This is a genomic window from Brenneria sp. L3-3C-1 (assembly GCF_016456245.1).
Lineage (GTDB): Bacteria > Pseudomonadota > Gammaproteobacteria > Enterobacterales > Enterobacteriaceae > Brenneria.
On sequence record NZ_JAEMHF010000001.1, the window covers coordinates 427,032 to 442,037 of the forward strand.

12 protein-coding genes are annotated in these 15,006 nt (G+C 53.5%); 6 read left to right on the forward strand and 6 right to left on the reverse strand.

Translation table 11 applies throughout. The features are described 5' to 3' along the window. The first annotated feature begins 7 nt into the window (after positions 1 to 7). A complete protein-coding gene (locus JG725_RS01900) occupies positions 8 to 649 on the forward strand; it encodes a bifunctional 4-hydroxy-2-oxoglutarate aldolase/2-dehydro-3-deoxy-phosphogluconate aldolase (RefSeq protein ID WP_199376318.1) in 642 nt (213 codons plus the stop codon). Between the two features lie 63 nt (positions 650 to 712). Here JG725_RS01900 and purT read toward each other — a convergent pair whose 3' ends face one another. Next, on the reverse strand, positions 713 to 1,891 hold the full coding sequence (purT, locus tag JG725_RS01905) for a formate-dependent phosphoribosylglycinamide formyltransferase (protein WP_172287984.1): 1,179 nt from the start codon (positions 1,889 to 1,891) through the stop codon (positions 713 to 715). A 163-nt stretch (positions 1,892 to 2,054) separates the two neighbouring features. Here purT and JG725_RS01910 point away from each other — a divergent pair, with 163 nt between their 5' ends. Further along, the gene (locus JG725_RS01910; protein ID WP_172287982.1) at positions 2,055 to 4,091 is read left to right on the forward strand and encodes a S9 family peptidase; all 2,037 of its coding nucleotides are present in this window, start codon (positions 2,055 to 2,057) and stop codon (positions 4,089 to 4,091) included. Positions 4,092 to 4,386: 295 nt separating this feature from the next. Here JG725_RS01910 and JG725_RS01915 read toward each other — a convergent pair whose 3' ends face one another. Continuing rightward, positions 4,387 to 4,617 (reverse strand): DNA polymerase III subunit theta, encoded by a 231-nt coding sequence (locus JG725_RS01915; protein ID WP_172287981.1) that lies wholly within the window; start codon positions 4,615 to 4,617, stop codon positions 4,387 to 4,389. Positions 4,618 to 4,947: 330 nt separating this feature from the next. Between JG725_RS01915 and ftnA the strand changes: the two genes are divergently transcribed. The 4 genes from ftnA (at position 4,948) to JG725_RS01935 (ending at position 8,815) form a co-directional block, all read left to right on the forward strand. After that, positions 4,948 to 5,463, forward strand: coding sequence for a non-heme ferritin (gene ftnA / locus JG725_RS01920; protein ID WP_199376320.1), 516 nt, complete (start codon positions 4,948 to 4,950; stop codon positions 5,461 to 5,463). A 334-nt stretch (positions 5,464 to 5,797) separates the two neighbouring features. Further along, positions 5,798 to 6,154 (forward strand): YebY family protein, encoded by a 357-nt coding sequence (locus JG725_RS01925; protein ID WP_199376322.1) that lies wholly within the window; start codon positions 5,798 to 5,800, stop codon positions 6,152 to 6,154. Between the two features lie 793 nt (positions 6,155 to 6,947). Next, positions 6,948 to 8,009 (forward strand): malate/lactate/ureidoglycolate dehydrogenase, encoded by a 1,062-nt coding sequence (locus JG725_RS01930; RefSeq protein ID WP_172287883.1) that lies wholly within the window; start codon positions 6,948 to 6,950, stop codon positions 8,007 to 8,009. Positions 8,010 to 8,119: 110 nt separating this feature from the next. Further along, positions 8,120 to 8,815 (forward strand): extensin family protein, encoded by a 696-nt coding sequence (locus JG725_RS01935; RefSeq protein ID WP_172287881.1) that lies wholly within the window; start codon positions 8,120 to 8,122, stop codon positions 8,813 to 8,815. A 22-nt stretch (positions 8,816 to 8,837) separates the two neighbouring features. Here the strand turns inward: JG725_RS01935 and JG725_RS01940 are convergent, their stop codons facing one another. From JG725_RS01940 to yebS, 4 genes are all read right to left on the reverse strand, one after another. Continuing rightward, a complete protein-coding gene (locus tag JG725_RS01940; protein WP_172287879.1) occupies positions 8,838 to 9,029 on the reverse strand; it encodes a YebW family protein in 192 nt (63 codons plus the stop codon). Between the two features lie 140 nt (positions 9,030 to 9,169). Then, positions 9,170 to 10,624 (reverse strand): 16S rRNA (cytosine(1407)-C(5))-methyltransferase RsmF, encoded by a 1,455-nt coding sequence (rsmF, locus tag JG725_RS01945; protein WP_199376324.1) that lies wholly within the window; start codon positions 10,622 to 10,624, stop codon positions 9,170 to 9,172. Positions 10,625 to 10,915: 291 nt separating this feature from the next. Continuing rightward, entirely contained in the window at positions 10,916 to 13,549 is a 2,634-nt protein-coding gene (locus tag JG725_RS01950; protein WP_199376326.1) for a PqiB family protein, read from the reverse strand. After that, positions 13,500 to 14,816 carry a membrane integrity lipid transport subunit YebS gene (gene yebS / locus JG725_RS01955; RefSeq protein ID WP_199376329.1) on the reverse strand — a complete coding sequence of 439 codons (1,317 nt, stop codon included), beginning with the start codon at positions 14,814 to 14,816 and terminating at the stop codon, positions 13,500 to 13,502. The genes JG725_RS01950 and yebS overlap by 50 nt, the downstream gene beginning before the upstream one ends. Positions 14,817 to 15,006: the final 190 nt, after the last annotated feature.

Below are 15,006 nucleotides of genomic sequence, written 5' to 3' on the forward strand. Positions count from 1 at the left end.
ACTCTTGATGAAAAACTGGGAAACGAGCGCGGAACAGATTTTGACGGCGGGCCCCGTTGTTCCTGTTATTGTGGTTAACAAGCTGGAGCATGCGGTGCCGATGGCAAAGGCGCTGGTCGCTGGCGGCGTTCGCGTGCTGGAGCTGACATTACGTACCGACTGCGCCATAGACGCTATCCGCGCCATTGTGAAAGAGGTGCCTGAAGCGATTGTCGGCGCAGGTACGGTAATCAATCCTCAGCAACTGGCCGCGGTGACTGAGGCGGGGGCGCAATTTGCTATCAGCCCCGGTCTCACCGAGCCGTTGCTGATAGCGGCGACGGAAGGGCGCATCCCGTTGATTCCGGGTATCAGCACCGTTTCTGAACTGATGCTGGGTATGGATTACGGTTTGCGCGAGTTTAAATTCTTCCCGGCGGAGGCCAATGGCGGCGTTAAAGCGTTGCAGGCGATCGCCGGGCCGTTTGCGCAAATTCGCTTCTGTCCGACCGGGGGGATTACGCCGAATAACTACCGTGATTATCTGGCGCTGAAAAGCGTACTCTGTGTCGGCGGTTCCTGGCTGGTGCCGAATGATGCGTTGGAAAGCGGCGATTATGCGCGTATCACTGAGCTGGCGCGCAAGGCCGTTGCAGGCGCGGCGGCGTAATAAGCCTATCGAAGTATTGCTGAAGCCATCCGCCGGATGGCTTTTTTACGGATTCAGCCCCGCTCAACCCTCGACCTTTATCGCCGAAGCGGTTTTTTTCGCCAGCGCGACGGCCTCATCGATGGTTTCCGCGGTCGCCAGCGCAACGCCCATGCGGCGTTTACCCTGGATTTCCGGTTTGCCAAACAGACGGATCTGCGTGTGGGGATGCAGCGCGGTCGCCAGCGCCTGATAGCGAACATTCCGGCTCTCCAGTTCCGGCAGGATCACGGCCGAGGCCGCCGCGCCGTACTGACGAATGGCGCCGATCGGCAACCCCAGAAACGCGCGCACGTGCAGGGCGAATTCTGACAGATCCTGAGAAATCATCGTCACCATGCCGGTATCATGCGGGCGTGGCGAGACTTCGCTGAAAATAACCTCGTCGCCGCAGACAAACAGTTCAACCCCAAACAGCCCGTAGCCGCCCAGCGCTTTCACCACGTCGCCGGCGATTTCTTGCGCGCGCGCCTGCGCCAACGGGCTCATCTGCTGTGGTTGCCAGGATTCCTGATAATCGCCGTCTTGCTGACGATGACCGATTGGCGCGCAAAAATGGATACCATCCACCGCATGGATGGTCAGCAGGGTAATTTCGAAATCAAAATTGACCAATCCCTCAACGATAACCCGTCCGCCGCCCGCGCGGCCGCCTTGCTGAGCATACTGCCAGGCTTTATCCAACTGCCCGGGTTCCCGAATCAAACTTTGCCCTTTACCTGATGAACTCATGACGGGTTTAACGATACAAGGGTAACCAATGTCAGCCACGGCCTGATGAAAGCTTATTTCGCTGTCCGCAAAGCGGTAGCTTGACGTCGGTATGGACAGCGTTTCGGCCGCCAGACGGCGAATACCTTCACGGTTCATCGTTAAACGCGTGGCCTGGGCGCAGGGAACCACGTGATGCCCCTGTTGTTCCAGCTTAACCAGCATATCGGTGGCGATAGCTTCGATCTCTGGCACGATATAATCAGGATGCTCGGCTTCAACCAGCGCTTTTAATGCTTCGCCGTCCAGCATGTTAATGACATGGCTTCGATGAGCAACCTGCATGGCTGGCGCATCGGCATAGCGATCGACCGCGATAACTTCGATTCCCAACCGCTGACACTCAATCGCCACTTCTTTGCCTAACTCACCGGAGCCCAGCAGCATGACGCGTGTGGCATCGGGACGCAGGGCAGTTCCAATCGTTAACATAACGTGATACCTGATCTGGTTGTGAAAAATGGCCGCAGTATAAACGAAAACGTTTGCGTACGCATCTGAGGTAATGATGTGACGAAAGGGAAAGCCGGCGTTACTTGGCATCCACGGAGAATCGTGCCACTCTTTTTATTCCCAAACCAAGGATCTGAACGACATGACCGTACCGCAAGCAGCAAAAAGACCCCATCCGTTGACCATTCACAATGACACCCGTATTGATAACTACTATTGGCTGCGTGACGACCGGCGCACAGATCCTGACGTGCTGGCCTATCTTCAGCAGGAGAACCAGTATAGTCGCGAGGTGATGGCGCCTTACGACGCGCTGAAGCAGTCGCTGTATGATGAAATGGTTAACCGGATACCGTCGGAGGATATGTCGGTTCCCTATGTTAAAAACGGTTACCGTTATCAGAGTCGTTATGAGCCGGGTAAAGAGTATCCTATTTATCTGCGCCAGCCGGAGAGCGAGACGGATAAATGGCAGACGATGCTTGATGGGAATCAGCGAGCGGAAAATCATGAGTTCTACAGTCTGGGCGCGTTGGCCGTCAGCCCCGATAATCAGGTATTGGCATTGGCGGAGGATTTTCTGTCCCGCCGTCAGTACGATATTCGTTTTCGCGATCTGAACAGCGACGCCTGGCTGCCCGACGTGATTGAAAAGGTTTCTTCAGGGGCGGAATGGTCGGCAGACTCCGCCGTTCTTTATTATGTCCGCAAACATCCGCAAACCTTATTACCTTATCAGGTCTATCGCCATCGGCTGGGAAGCCATCCATCGTCCGATGAACTGGTTTATGAAGAGCAGGATGATACGTATTACGTCAGTTTGGGTAAGACAACCTCAGAGCGTTACATCACTATTTACCTCAGCAGCACGACTACCACGGAAGTTTTGCTGATCGATGCGACCCGCGACGATGCGGCGCCGCAGGTCTTCATCCCGCGTCGCAAAGAGCATGAGTATGGCGTAGACCACTATCGGGGCATGTTTTATCTGCGTTCCAACCGGGAAGGGAAAAATTTCGGCCTGTATTGCACGCCGGATCGGGGAGAAAGCAACCTGGAAACGCTTATCGCTCCGCGGGAGCAGCGAGTTCTTGAAAGTTTCGAGCTGTTTCGCGATTGGCTGGTGGTCGAGGAAAGAGAGCGGGGATTAACCAGCCTGCGGCAAATTCACTGGCAAACGCAGGCGGAGAAAAATATTACCTTCAATGATGCAAGCTACGTAACCTGGTTATCTTATAATCCCTCGCCGGAAACCTCGTTGCTGCGCTATGGATACGCATCCATGACCACTCCGAGTTCGCTTTATGAACTGAATATGGACACCGGGCAGCAACAGTTACTCAAGCAGGCCGAAGTAAAAAATTTTACTGCGGATGATTATTGCAGCGAGCGCCTGTGGATCACCGCCCGGGACGGCGTAGAGGTTCCCGTCTCTCTGGTCTATCACCGCAAGCATTTCAAGCCCGGTCGGAATCCCATACTGGTATATGGTTATGGCGCCTACGGCAGCAGTATGGATCCGGATTTCAGCGTCAGTCGATTAAGCCTGCTGGACAGAGGATTCGTCTTTGCTCTGACCCATATTCGAGGGGGCGGCGAACTCGGGCAACAGTGGTATGACGACGGCCGGTTGCTGAACAAAATGCATTCGTTTACCGACTTTATTGATGTATCAAACGCATTAGCTGAAAAAGGCTATGGCGATCGCCGGAAAATGTTCGCAATGGGGGGCAGCGCCGGCGGATTACTGATGGGCGCGGTGGTGAATTTTGCGCCGGATTTATTTAAAGGCGTCGTCGCGCAGGTTCCGTTTGTTGATGTTCTGACCACCATGTTGGATGAGTCTATCCCTCTGACTACCGGCGAATACGACGAGTGGGGCGATCCGAACGATCGCCAGTACTATGACTACATCAAACAATACAGTCCCTATGATGGGGTAACGGAGCAGGCTTATCCGCACCTGCTGGTTACCACCGGGTTGCACGATTCGCAAGTCCAGTATTGGGAGCCGGCGAAATGGGTGGCAAAGCTGCGGGAAATGAAAACGGATCAACGCCTTTTACTGTTGTATACCGATATGGACGCCGGGCACGGCGGAAAGTCGGGGCGCTTTAAGCATTATGAGGATATTGCGTTGGAATATGCGTTTCTGCTGATGGTTCTTGAAAGCGACTGAGTTAGTGAGAGTAAACCCGCTGAAAGCGGGTTTACCGATCAGCATTGATGTTTTTAAGTGATGGCATCCGCTTGCGGATTAGCCTTCTTGTCCTTTTTATCCGCGCGTTTTTCCGCTGCGGTTTTCAAGGGTTTCTTCTTGCTGTTCTTTTTGCTGTCCATTCCTTTACTCATTTCTGACCTCGCTTGGTAAAAGGGTGGCTTGCTAATCCATTAGCTGCCTGTTTGGCCCCACATGCAAGGAGAAAGTATTTTTTATCAATACGAAGTATGTCCGGCGTGATAGGCGGCAGCGGTTACTTGGATTTAGGCTCATAGGGCAGACGTGAAAACTGCAAAGACAGCTGACGATAGACGGCAACGCGCTCACGGAAATAATTACGCAGATGTTCCGGCTGTTCCCGCTCCACGGCTTCAGGGATCACTGGCATGTTATAACGCTCTTTAAAGGCAACACCTGACGCCGCCAGATCCACATTCACCTTGTCCATCTCTTCTTTGGAAAGGTCTGCCAGATTATATCTCATGTGGGATTTCTCCTGCTTATCGACGACACTTTGCGCGTCAAGGTAAAGCAGAGGCGGTAAAATGGCAAGCCGCGGTAATGTCTGCCGATGACAAAAATAAGTTAAATTTATATTTAATTTGCTCTTTGATAATAAAAATGATTATCACTCATAATACGAATTATTTATTGGAAATGAAAATTAATATCAATAACGCAAAATAATAATATATTGATTTATAAGGATATAAATATTTATTGTTAATTTAGTTAATAAGATGTTTTTTATTTTATTTATTCAAGGCATAATAATTTCGAATTAATTTACCTGCCAGAGATATAAGGGACGACGATGTTAAAAAAAGAAATGATTCAAAAATTGAACGAGCAGCTTAACCTGGAATTTTATTCTGCGAATTTGTATCTACAGATGAGCGCCTGGTGCGGCGACAAAGGCTTTGAAGGCGCTTCCGCTTTTCTGAAGACACACTCTCAGGAAGAGATGGAGCATATGCAGCGCCTGTTCAACTATTTGGACGATACCGGCAGCATGCCCGTATTAGGCACCATCGCCGCGCCGCCGGTCGAGTTTGCGTCGCTGGCTGACGTATTCAAACTGACCTATGAACATGAGCAACTGATTACTGGAAAAATCAACGAACTGGCCCATGCCGCAATGGCTTTGCAGGATTATTCAACATTTAATTTCCTGCAATGGTACGTGGCTGAACAGCATGAAGAAGAAAAACTGTTCCGATCTATCCTTGATAAGCTGGCGCTGGTTAACACCAGTGAAGGCGGCCTGTTCTTTATCGACCAGGATCTGAAAAAAATGGCGGCGAATGTCGCGGGTGGCGAATCAGCCTGAGTCCTGTCGGCTGACGGAAACACGGTGCGCCCCGGTTGAATGGGCGCATTGTCCCGCTCTTGCGACACGCTGAACCGGTTTCAAATCTCTGATATTCCTTTCCCAACCTTCTTCCGCTAGGGCTCATCGCTTATCTTACCTCTGTTTTGCACATCCACATCCTGAATGATGCTGACTTTGCCGCTCGACTTTATCCGCCGCTATCGTTATGATCGCTGCCGGCATCCATATAGTAACCTTATGTTTTATATGCTATAAAACTGTCTTTCTGATTCAGATCATTACGCGACCGCGATGGGGCATGATCGTCTGAATAGTCATGTTCAGGAGCATTATGATGAAGAAATTGCTGTTATCTCTCGTTTTCGCTTCACTGTCCGTTAATGCCGTTGCCGCCGCAAAACTGGCGAATATAAGCCGTCTACAGTACGGAGAGAAGTGGGCATTTACGCGGGAAGAGGTTCAACTTATTTGCCGCCCTGGCAATGCACTGTATGCCTTACACACGGGCACCCTGATGCAGTATCCGCTCAATGACATCGCGACCGCACAAATGAAAGCCGGCTTGGTCAACGCGCAGCCGATTGATGCCATCTGGTTGGATGATCCCGCCAATCCCGGACAGAAAAAAAGTTTACAGCCTTTTATTGAACGTGCCGAACAACTTTGCGATCCCATCAGTAAACCATAATGCGGTTGATTTTTGAGTAAATGTTAATTAAATAATTACTAATGGTTACTATAAAGTGTGAAATACGTTCCATTTGTGATAATCACAATGAGAGGGAAACTGGAAAATGCAAGGGAGTTGGCTACGCTTAGGTGACAAGGCTAGTTCAGCTTGTATAAATGCCAACTTTTAGCGCACGGCTCTCTTCCAAGAGCCATTTCCCTAGACCGAATACAGGAATCGTATTCGGTCTTTTTTTAAATTATTGATATTTAATGATTTTATTTTTGAGATCCCGAAAAATCCCGAAATTCCCCCCGAAAATCGATATTCGGTCTTTTACAGATAAGTGTATTCTTTTCCTCGCGCATCCACCCACGTGTCCGTCATTTTGGCTGATTTGTGACCGCGTAACTTCCGGACAAACTCTTTCCCTTTCTCCTTCCCTTCGCGTCGCCAGGCAAGATTTCCTATCGCATGAACGGTTGGCGGATCTCATCAATGAGCTCCCGGCCACCGCTCGATATAAAAAAAGCCCACCTACAGAGGATGGGCTTTGCTTTCCCTGATGTCATCGTTATTGTTTGAGTTTCAGCATTATCATGACATTGGATTTGTGTATTTTATAAACGTTTATACAGATCAATTCTGCGTTATCGATCGGTTGTAGCGATCGATTCATCCATCCGTGGTGTTCTATCGATCAAGCACCGGGCGGATGGCGTATTTTAAAGGTTTTCATGCTGATAAATTCAGCAGTAGGATAAGTAGAGCTAGATAACTTAATTCGTTAGCAAAATGCGAAGGGAAACAGATGCAGATTTCAGAAAGTCGCTTAACGGGTATTGCACAGGCGCTATTGCAAAAAGTGGGCTGTGAAGAACAGGAGGCCGCTTGTGTGGCCGAACATTTAGTGGCGGCCAACCTGAAAGGGCATGACAGTCACGGTGTGGGGATGTTGCCGCATTATGTAAGTTTTATTGCGGATGGGGTAATGCATCCGAACACCCCGGCCCGTAAAATCCGCGACGGCGGCGCGGTGTTGCAGTTTAGCGGTGAGCGCGGATTTGGTCAGCGCACCGGTAAAGAGGCCATGCAGGCGGCGATCGAGCGGGTGAAGACCACCGGCGTATGTTTGATGACGCTTTCGTCAACCTGTCATTTGGGCCGTATCGGCACTTATGGCGAAATGGCGGCCAAAGCGGGGCTGGTGTCGATTCATTTTGTTAATGTGAATGACCTCGACCCGATCGTCGCCCCCTGGTGCGGCAGCGAAGCGCGGTTTGGCACTAATCCGATTTGTATCGCTTTTCCAGGGAGTGAAAACAATGCCGCTTTCGTACTCGATTTCGCCACCAGCATCGTCGCGCTGGGGAAAACCCGGGTAGCCTATCTGGCGGGAAAAAAGTTTGATGAAGAGGTTATGCTTGACGCCAACGGCATCTCCACCAACGACCCGCGGGTGATGTGGGAAGGGGAAAAACACGGCGCATTGAAGCCTATCGCCCGGCACAAAGGCGGTGGACTGATTATTGCCGCCGAACTGCTGGCGGGATTGTTGTCCGGCGGTGGGACGATCCAGCCGGAAAATCCACGCCGGGGGGCGATCGTAAATAACATGACCACTATTGTGATTGACCCGGCCAGTATGGTGTCAATGGCGTGGTTGCAGACAGAATATGATGCGATGCTGGACTATGTCCGCTCTTCAACAGCGCCGGATCCTGAACAGCCGATTCTGATTGCCGGTGAACCAGAGATAAAAACCCGCGCGCGGCGGCAGGCCGACGGGATTGTCATTTCCGATCAGGAGTGGCAAAAGATCGTTGAAGCCGGCGTTTCGCTGGGCATGTCCGCTGAGGATTTTACTTTATAAAACCGGTGACGTTGTTGCCGCCATGTTTCCGAACAGGCGCGTTTTTTACGCCCTTACGCCGATAACCTAGTATTGTTTAAGGGTGCGCGATAACCGAGGAGACAGGGTAAATGTGGAAGTTGCTGGTGTGCCTGGTTGTTTTAGGGGCGTTGATTGCTTTTTTTCCGGTACTCCAACGGCACCTTCCGCCCGGTTACGATCCGTTCTCGCCGTTGTCTGTCGACGATCCGCCAACGTTCATTACCCGTATCAAACTAAAGCAGTTGGCGGACGATCCCGCTGCCTGTCTGGCGGTATTAAGGCAGGCGCAGGATCAGGGCCGCATTACGTTCTCTTTGCCAGGCGATATTGACGGGCAATGCCCGTTATCTTCTCCTGTTCGCGTTCAGCGTTTTGGCGACGTGACGCTCGGTTCAAGCTTTTTAGCCAGTTGCCCGCTGGCGCTCAGCAGCACGATGTTCGTCACGCAATCGGCGATACCGCAGGCGCAGCGGCTTGGCGCCGCGCTGTCGCGCATTGATCATCTCGGCAGCTATGCGTGTCGTAATATCTATCATCGTCCCGAAGGCCGGCTAAGCGAACACGCCACGGCGGATGCCTGGGATATAGCCGGTTTCCGGCTAGCGGACGGGCGACGCATCAGCGTGTTGAATCAGTGGAAAGCGACGGATGAAACCGGCGATTATCTGCGAACCACGTTTGAGCAAAGCTGTGGTTTTTTTGGCAATTCGCTGGGGCCGGAATACAACGCGGCCCATGCCAATCATTTTCATCTGGGGATGCGCGGTTTTGGCGTGTGTCGCTAACTGAGTATCGGGCAGGCACGGGTTAAAAGTCCGCGTATTCCTGAGCGGGCAGCCAAAAACCATCGATAAATTCTTCGATAGGATAGCACCCGGCGTGACGTAATCGTTGCTCATCCATGGCCTTGAGACACTGCGGTTCCGTATTGTAAGCACCGATCATCAATTCATCACAGCCGTTGCCGAGATAACAAACAAATATCACCAGTGCAAACATGATGCTCTCAACTCTCCGTAATAAATCGTGCTGCTGTTGCCTCGTCGCTATGTAGGCAATTGTAGATGAAAATCAGGGAGAAGTGAGGCGATGCCGTCTATCAGGTGGTTTTATCGCCACCGGATAGACGGATGCGAGGTTTAGCGGTTATTAATCTGTACCGCGGAACAGGCGCCGTCGCGTACCAGATCGCGCGGCAGATTGTTTTTTATCCGGCTGCCAATACGCTTGGTCAGTCCCACCGGCGTGCGATGATAGGTCAGCAACAGTTCATCGGCCGCGGGCGCGGGTTCCGGATAGCTGTCCTTGCCCTGAAACCATTCACATGCCTGTCGATCGCTGAGCGCATAGGCGTGGCCGACATCAGCGTTCGCCAGGGCGACAACGGCTTCATGCTGCCAACGATAGCCTTTGGGAAACCGTTCCGCCAGTTTAAGGCCAATGCGTGAGAATCTGATTTTCCCGAAAGCGGATGCCAGCGCGGCGGGAAACAGCCAGATTTCATTGTCGCGTTGCCACAGTTGTAACCGTTCGTTTTCCCACCTCAGTCCCTGTTGATGCGCCGCCTGAACAACCGACGCACTGTCTTTGGCGCTCAGCGGCGAGAAAGGGAATTTCCCGACTTTGTAACCGGGCGCAGGCAGCGGCGGGACGCTGGCCGTTTTACGCAAACGCGCGACGAAAAAGCCTTCGCTGTCGTAAATTTGTGGGAAGACGTGTAAAAAACCGTCTTCCGTGGCGGCAAGCGCCGCATCCGGGAACAGATCGGTCAGCGGCTCGAATTCACAGGCCTCTGGATAAGCCTGTTGCAACCAGCGGCATACCTGCTGATTTTCCTGCGTGTTCAGCGTACAGGTGGAATAAATCATTACCCCGCCGGGTTTTAAAGCATGAAAGGCGCTGAGGATCAGTTCGCGCTGGACTGCGGCAATGCTGACGATACTTTCTGGCGACCAGTGGTTCATCGCCGTAGGATCTTTACGTACCACCCCTTCGCCGGAGCAGGGCGCATCAAGCAGGATCGCATCGAAATATTCGGGTAACGCGGCGCCGAAGACCCGTCCGTCAAAGTGGGTCAACGCCGTATTGCTGACGCCGCAACGGCTGATATTGGCGTGCAGTACCTTCACCCGGCTGGCGGAATATTCATTGGCGATGATGGCGCCCTGATTATCCATTCCGGCGGCGATTTGCGTGGTTTTGGAGCCGGGCGCCGCCGCCATGTCCAATACTTGGCGCGGGGCGGTATCCTGATGAAAAAGGGCGCTGACCGGCAGCATGGAACTGGCTTCCTGAATGTAAAACAGGCCGCTCAGGTGCTCCAGCATATTACCTAACCGCACGGTTTCATCATCGCCGTTCAGCAGCCAAAAACCTTCACTGCACCAGGGAATCGGTTCGAGACGCCATTGATAGGACTCCGCCAGCTTTACGAATTCCGCGGTGCTGATTTTTAACGTATTGACGCGAATACTGCGGCGCAAGGGGCGCTGACAGGCGGCGATAAAATCGTCCATCGTCAGATGGGCGGGCATGATCGTCTGGATTGCCGAGAGAAATTCCGGGGGTAAATGGGCTGGGGTCTGTTTAGCCACGCTAAGAGGTTCCGTTACCGCGATAAAGATTAAGTGGTGGAGTGTAACATATTTGCAGGGCTTACCGCGTGGGAAGAAAAAGGGCAGTCAAACTGCCCTGAGTTTGCTGACAAAGTCTGGTGAGCGGCGATAATGGATGGATCGTAAAGACGCTGCAAGTACGTCCCTGTAAGCTCGAACCACGCCATCCCTGGCGCGGACGCTTTACTCTTCCATTCCATTATCACCGTTCGATAAAGGGTGATAGGTTTGTCAACGGTCTGAGGGCAGTCAAACTGCCCTTTGCCGCGCTTAATTCGCGGGGATCGCCGTTCCCCATTGCCGCCACTCTTTGGGTTCTTCGTTGCGCAACAGAAAATGTTTCCCTTCCTGGGCCCGCGGCGCCAGCGGGGTGGTCGCCGGGGTGGCGAATGCAATCCCGCCGCGGATAAACTGCTGGAATGTCCCGCTTTTTATCACGCCGCCGGTCAGGCCGAACTCCAGGTTATAGCCGGAGGCCAGCCAGAAGACCGAGTTGTTTCTCACCAGATGCTGATAGCGTTTACTGATGCGCAGGGCGACGGATATGCGGTCGGACAGCGTGCCCAGCGACAGGCCGGTGACGGTTCCCACTTCAATTCCCCGGAACAGCACCGGCGTGCCTACCTGCAATGCGCCCGCTTCCGGCGCATCCACGCTGATGTTCAAACCATCCTGATAGCGAGAGTCCGAAATGCTGGCCTGTTGCAGTTCAAAACTGCGGGTTACGCTGCCGCTGCCGGGTTCAACATTGATATAGGGTTGGAACAGGGTATCCAGGTGATTAACCCCGGCTGCTGAAATCTCCGGCGTAACCACCGAAAAGCGAGTTCCCGCGCGAGTAAATCCGCGCACATATTCAGGATAAAGCACCGCCTGTACCAATACTTCATTACGTTGCTCGGAGAGCCGCAGGGATTCAAGCTGACCGATATCGATCCCCAGATAGCGGATTGGCATGCCCGGCGACAGCTTGCCGGCATCAAAGGTTCGCAGGGTAATGCGGCTGCCGACGGCGCGTGCCGCGGTTTCGTTGTTGTAAAGGACTCGCTTGCCGCCTTTGACTTCCGGCGCGCCCGCCAGATTGTCGAAGCTGATGGCTCCCCTGAGCGCGCGGTTAAGCGGCGAGGCCTGCACCGTTAGCCCGGAGGTGTTCAACTGGATGCGGGCGCCGCCTTCAGCCCAGAAAACGCTTTTATCCGTCAATAGCTTGCGGTGCTCCGGCCGGATATAGACATCCACCTCAAAGGAATCCGCTTTCGGCCGTACCTGCATGATTTCGCCAACCTGAAACTTGCGATACAACACAATCGAACCGTCCTGAATATCGGGCAGACTGTCGGTCACCAGGGTCAAGGTCGGGGAGGGTGCGCCGCCACGGATGCCGGCTTCCGCCTTGTCGAGATCGCTATAAAGCGGATAACGCTGCTGCACCTCGCCCTGACTGCCGGGCAAGACCTGAACGCCGCCGCTGATCCACTCTTGCGCGCTGGCTCCCAGCATCTGTATGCCATCCAGACCCATTTTGACGTTCAGGCGGCTATTGACGACGAATTTACTGTCGCGATGCAGAAGCTGCCGGTACTGAGGTTCGATCACCAGGGTAAAGCTGACGCCTTTTTCGTCCAGGGTGCGCTTAACCACCTGACCAATCTGTACGCCGTGCAATAACACCGGCTGGCCGCTATCGATACCGTAGCTTTGCGCGGCATTCAGTTGGATGGACAACGCGCCGGGTTGTGCCAACTGTTGCTGGCCGCTGTCCTCCACGGTGAAGTGGTGGCGCGGTTCGCCCTCGCCGGGAATGAGCGTCAGGGTCGGGCCGCTGAGCAGACGGGAGATATTCAGATCGCTCAGCGACAAGCGCGGTTTGGTCAATTCGATACGCGTCCCTTCACGCATCAACGCGACGACCGCCGGATCGATAATCAGTTCGCCCGCGACCTTGCTGCTGTTCGGCACCAGCGTGATTTTTTCCAGCGTGCCGACTTCCAATCCCTGATATATCAGCGGCGTACGCCCCGCCGACAAACTGTCGCCGGAGGGTAAATCAAGCGAGATCGCCACGCCGCGCTGGCTTTGCGCCAGATCGGGATAGAGGCGGTAGGATTGCTCCGCGTTGGCGGTTTCGCTGTCATCGGGGGAGTCAAAGGCGACGGCGCCGTTGACCAGCGCGGCGAGGTTTTCCATTTCGACCCGGGCGCCGCCGAAGCTGACGTCGGCGTTGAAGCCCGATACATTCCAGAAACGACTGTTTTTCTTTACCAGATGGGTAAATCGTCGCTCGATCAGCACGTCAATCATGACGCCGTTATGATCCGGCGCGACGGTGTAGTCGTAGACTTTTCCCACCGGAACCTTGCGGTAATAGACCAGAGAGCCATTACTCAGGGAGCCTAAATCATCGGCGTGCAGATGGATCAGCAGTTCGCCGGTGTTGACCCGGTACTTGGGTTGGGTATCCAGCGCGGAAAAATGCTCCTGGGGTTCGCCGTCGCCGGGCATCATGCCGATATAGTTACCGCCGACCAACGCATCCAGACCGGAAACCCCCGCCAGCGACGCTTTCGGCGTGACCAGCCAGAACTGGGTTCCGGAACGTAACGCGTCTTTCATGTCGCTTTTTATACTGGCTTCAACCTGAATGGTGCGTAAATCGTCACTGAGCGTAATGTTCTGCACGGTGCCGACTTCGACCCCCTGATAACGTACCGGCGTGCGGCCGGCGACGATGCCGTCGGCCGACACAAAATCAATGGTGACGGTCGTGCCTCGCTCCTGTTGGTTGGTGTACACCAGCCAACCGGCGATCATCAGCGCAATCAACGGCAGCAGCCAAAACGGCGACAGCCGGCGTTTATTCTTCACAGCGGCGGCGGTTGGTGTCTCGGATATTTTGTCTTGCATGGTTATCCCACATCAGTCGGCTATCCAGCCATTCAACGGCCAGGATAGTTAAAATCACTGCGGTGCCAAAATAGAAAGCCGCAGGCCCCATGGTAAAAGCAAGTAATTGATCGCGGTTGACCAGCGACATCGTCAGCGCAATGACGAATAAGTCCAGCATTGACCAGCGGCCGATCCAGCGAATGACGCGCAACATCTTCATCCGGGCGAGAAGACCGTCCTCAACCCGCAGATGAATACTTAACAGCAACCCTGTCAGCACAATAACCTTAGTAAAAGGCACCAGAATACTGGCAATAAAAACCACCAACGCCACCGGGATATTGCCCGATGCCAGCGACAGAATGCCGGAAAAAATGGTGTCTTCGGTGCGAACGCCATTCACATAAATAATGGAAATCGGCAGTAGATTGGCAGGCAACAGAAAGATAATCGACGCAATCAGCGCCGCCCAGGATTTTTGCAGGCTATGTCTTCGCCGCAGGCGCAGCGGAATATGACAGCGCGGGCAGCGTCCACGGTTATCCGGCGCGCTGCTGAAATGACAGGCGAGGCATATCCGGTAACGTTCCGGTGAGATAACCGGGCGCAGGCGCGGATAAAACCGTTGCCATAGCTGATCGGTATTCAGGTGGATGATCGTCAACACGCTTAGCGTCATCAGCGCCAGATAGGCAATCAGGCCGGCGCCTGGCTGAATGTCGGCAAACTCCCTGACCTTGATGGCGGCGACCACGATGCCGACCAGGTAGATATCCAGCATCATCCACTCTTTGAGCTTGCCGAGCATTAACAAAATCGGGCGCAGATTCAAGCCGATGCGCGGCGCAAAAAACAGATACAGTAGCGAAAATACCAGCGTCAGCGGCGCGCCGACGGTACAAAACGCCACCATGCTGGCGGTGACCGGATTCCCTTGCCGCGTAATTTGCCAGATCCCCTCAAACAGACTGGCATTAATGGAGACGCCAAGCAGACGGATGCTGATCAACGGTTCGGTATACGCAAACGGCATCAGCAATAGCATGGCGACGGCCATCGCCGCCAACCGGGATATTGACCAGTCGCGTCCTGAGCTTACCCTGGCGTCGCAACGCGGGCAGTTTGCCGTCTGGTTATGTTTAAGCTCGGGCAAGACAAAAAAAGCATCGCATTCAGGACAACGGTGATAACGTCCGGCCCGTCGCGCGGGCACGCCGGCGCCGTCAACACAGGGGGGCCTTGATGGCGGGAGTGGCGCAGGACTGGCTATGCTAACTATTTTCATATTTCCTGCTGTCAGATGGACCCGCTTGCGCGTGTATCGGGTACGGATAAGTGTAACCGAACCAGAGCATAGCGTAACTGAATGATGGGTGACATAAAACGGCGCTACACTCTGTAGATGATAAGATTAAATGACAAATAGCACGATATGCAGGGTCACGGTATTTTAAAGAGGATGATTCCGCGCGCTA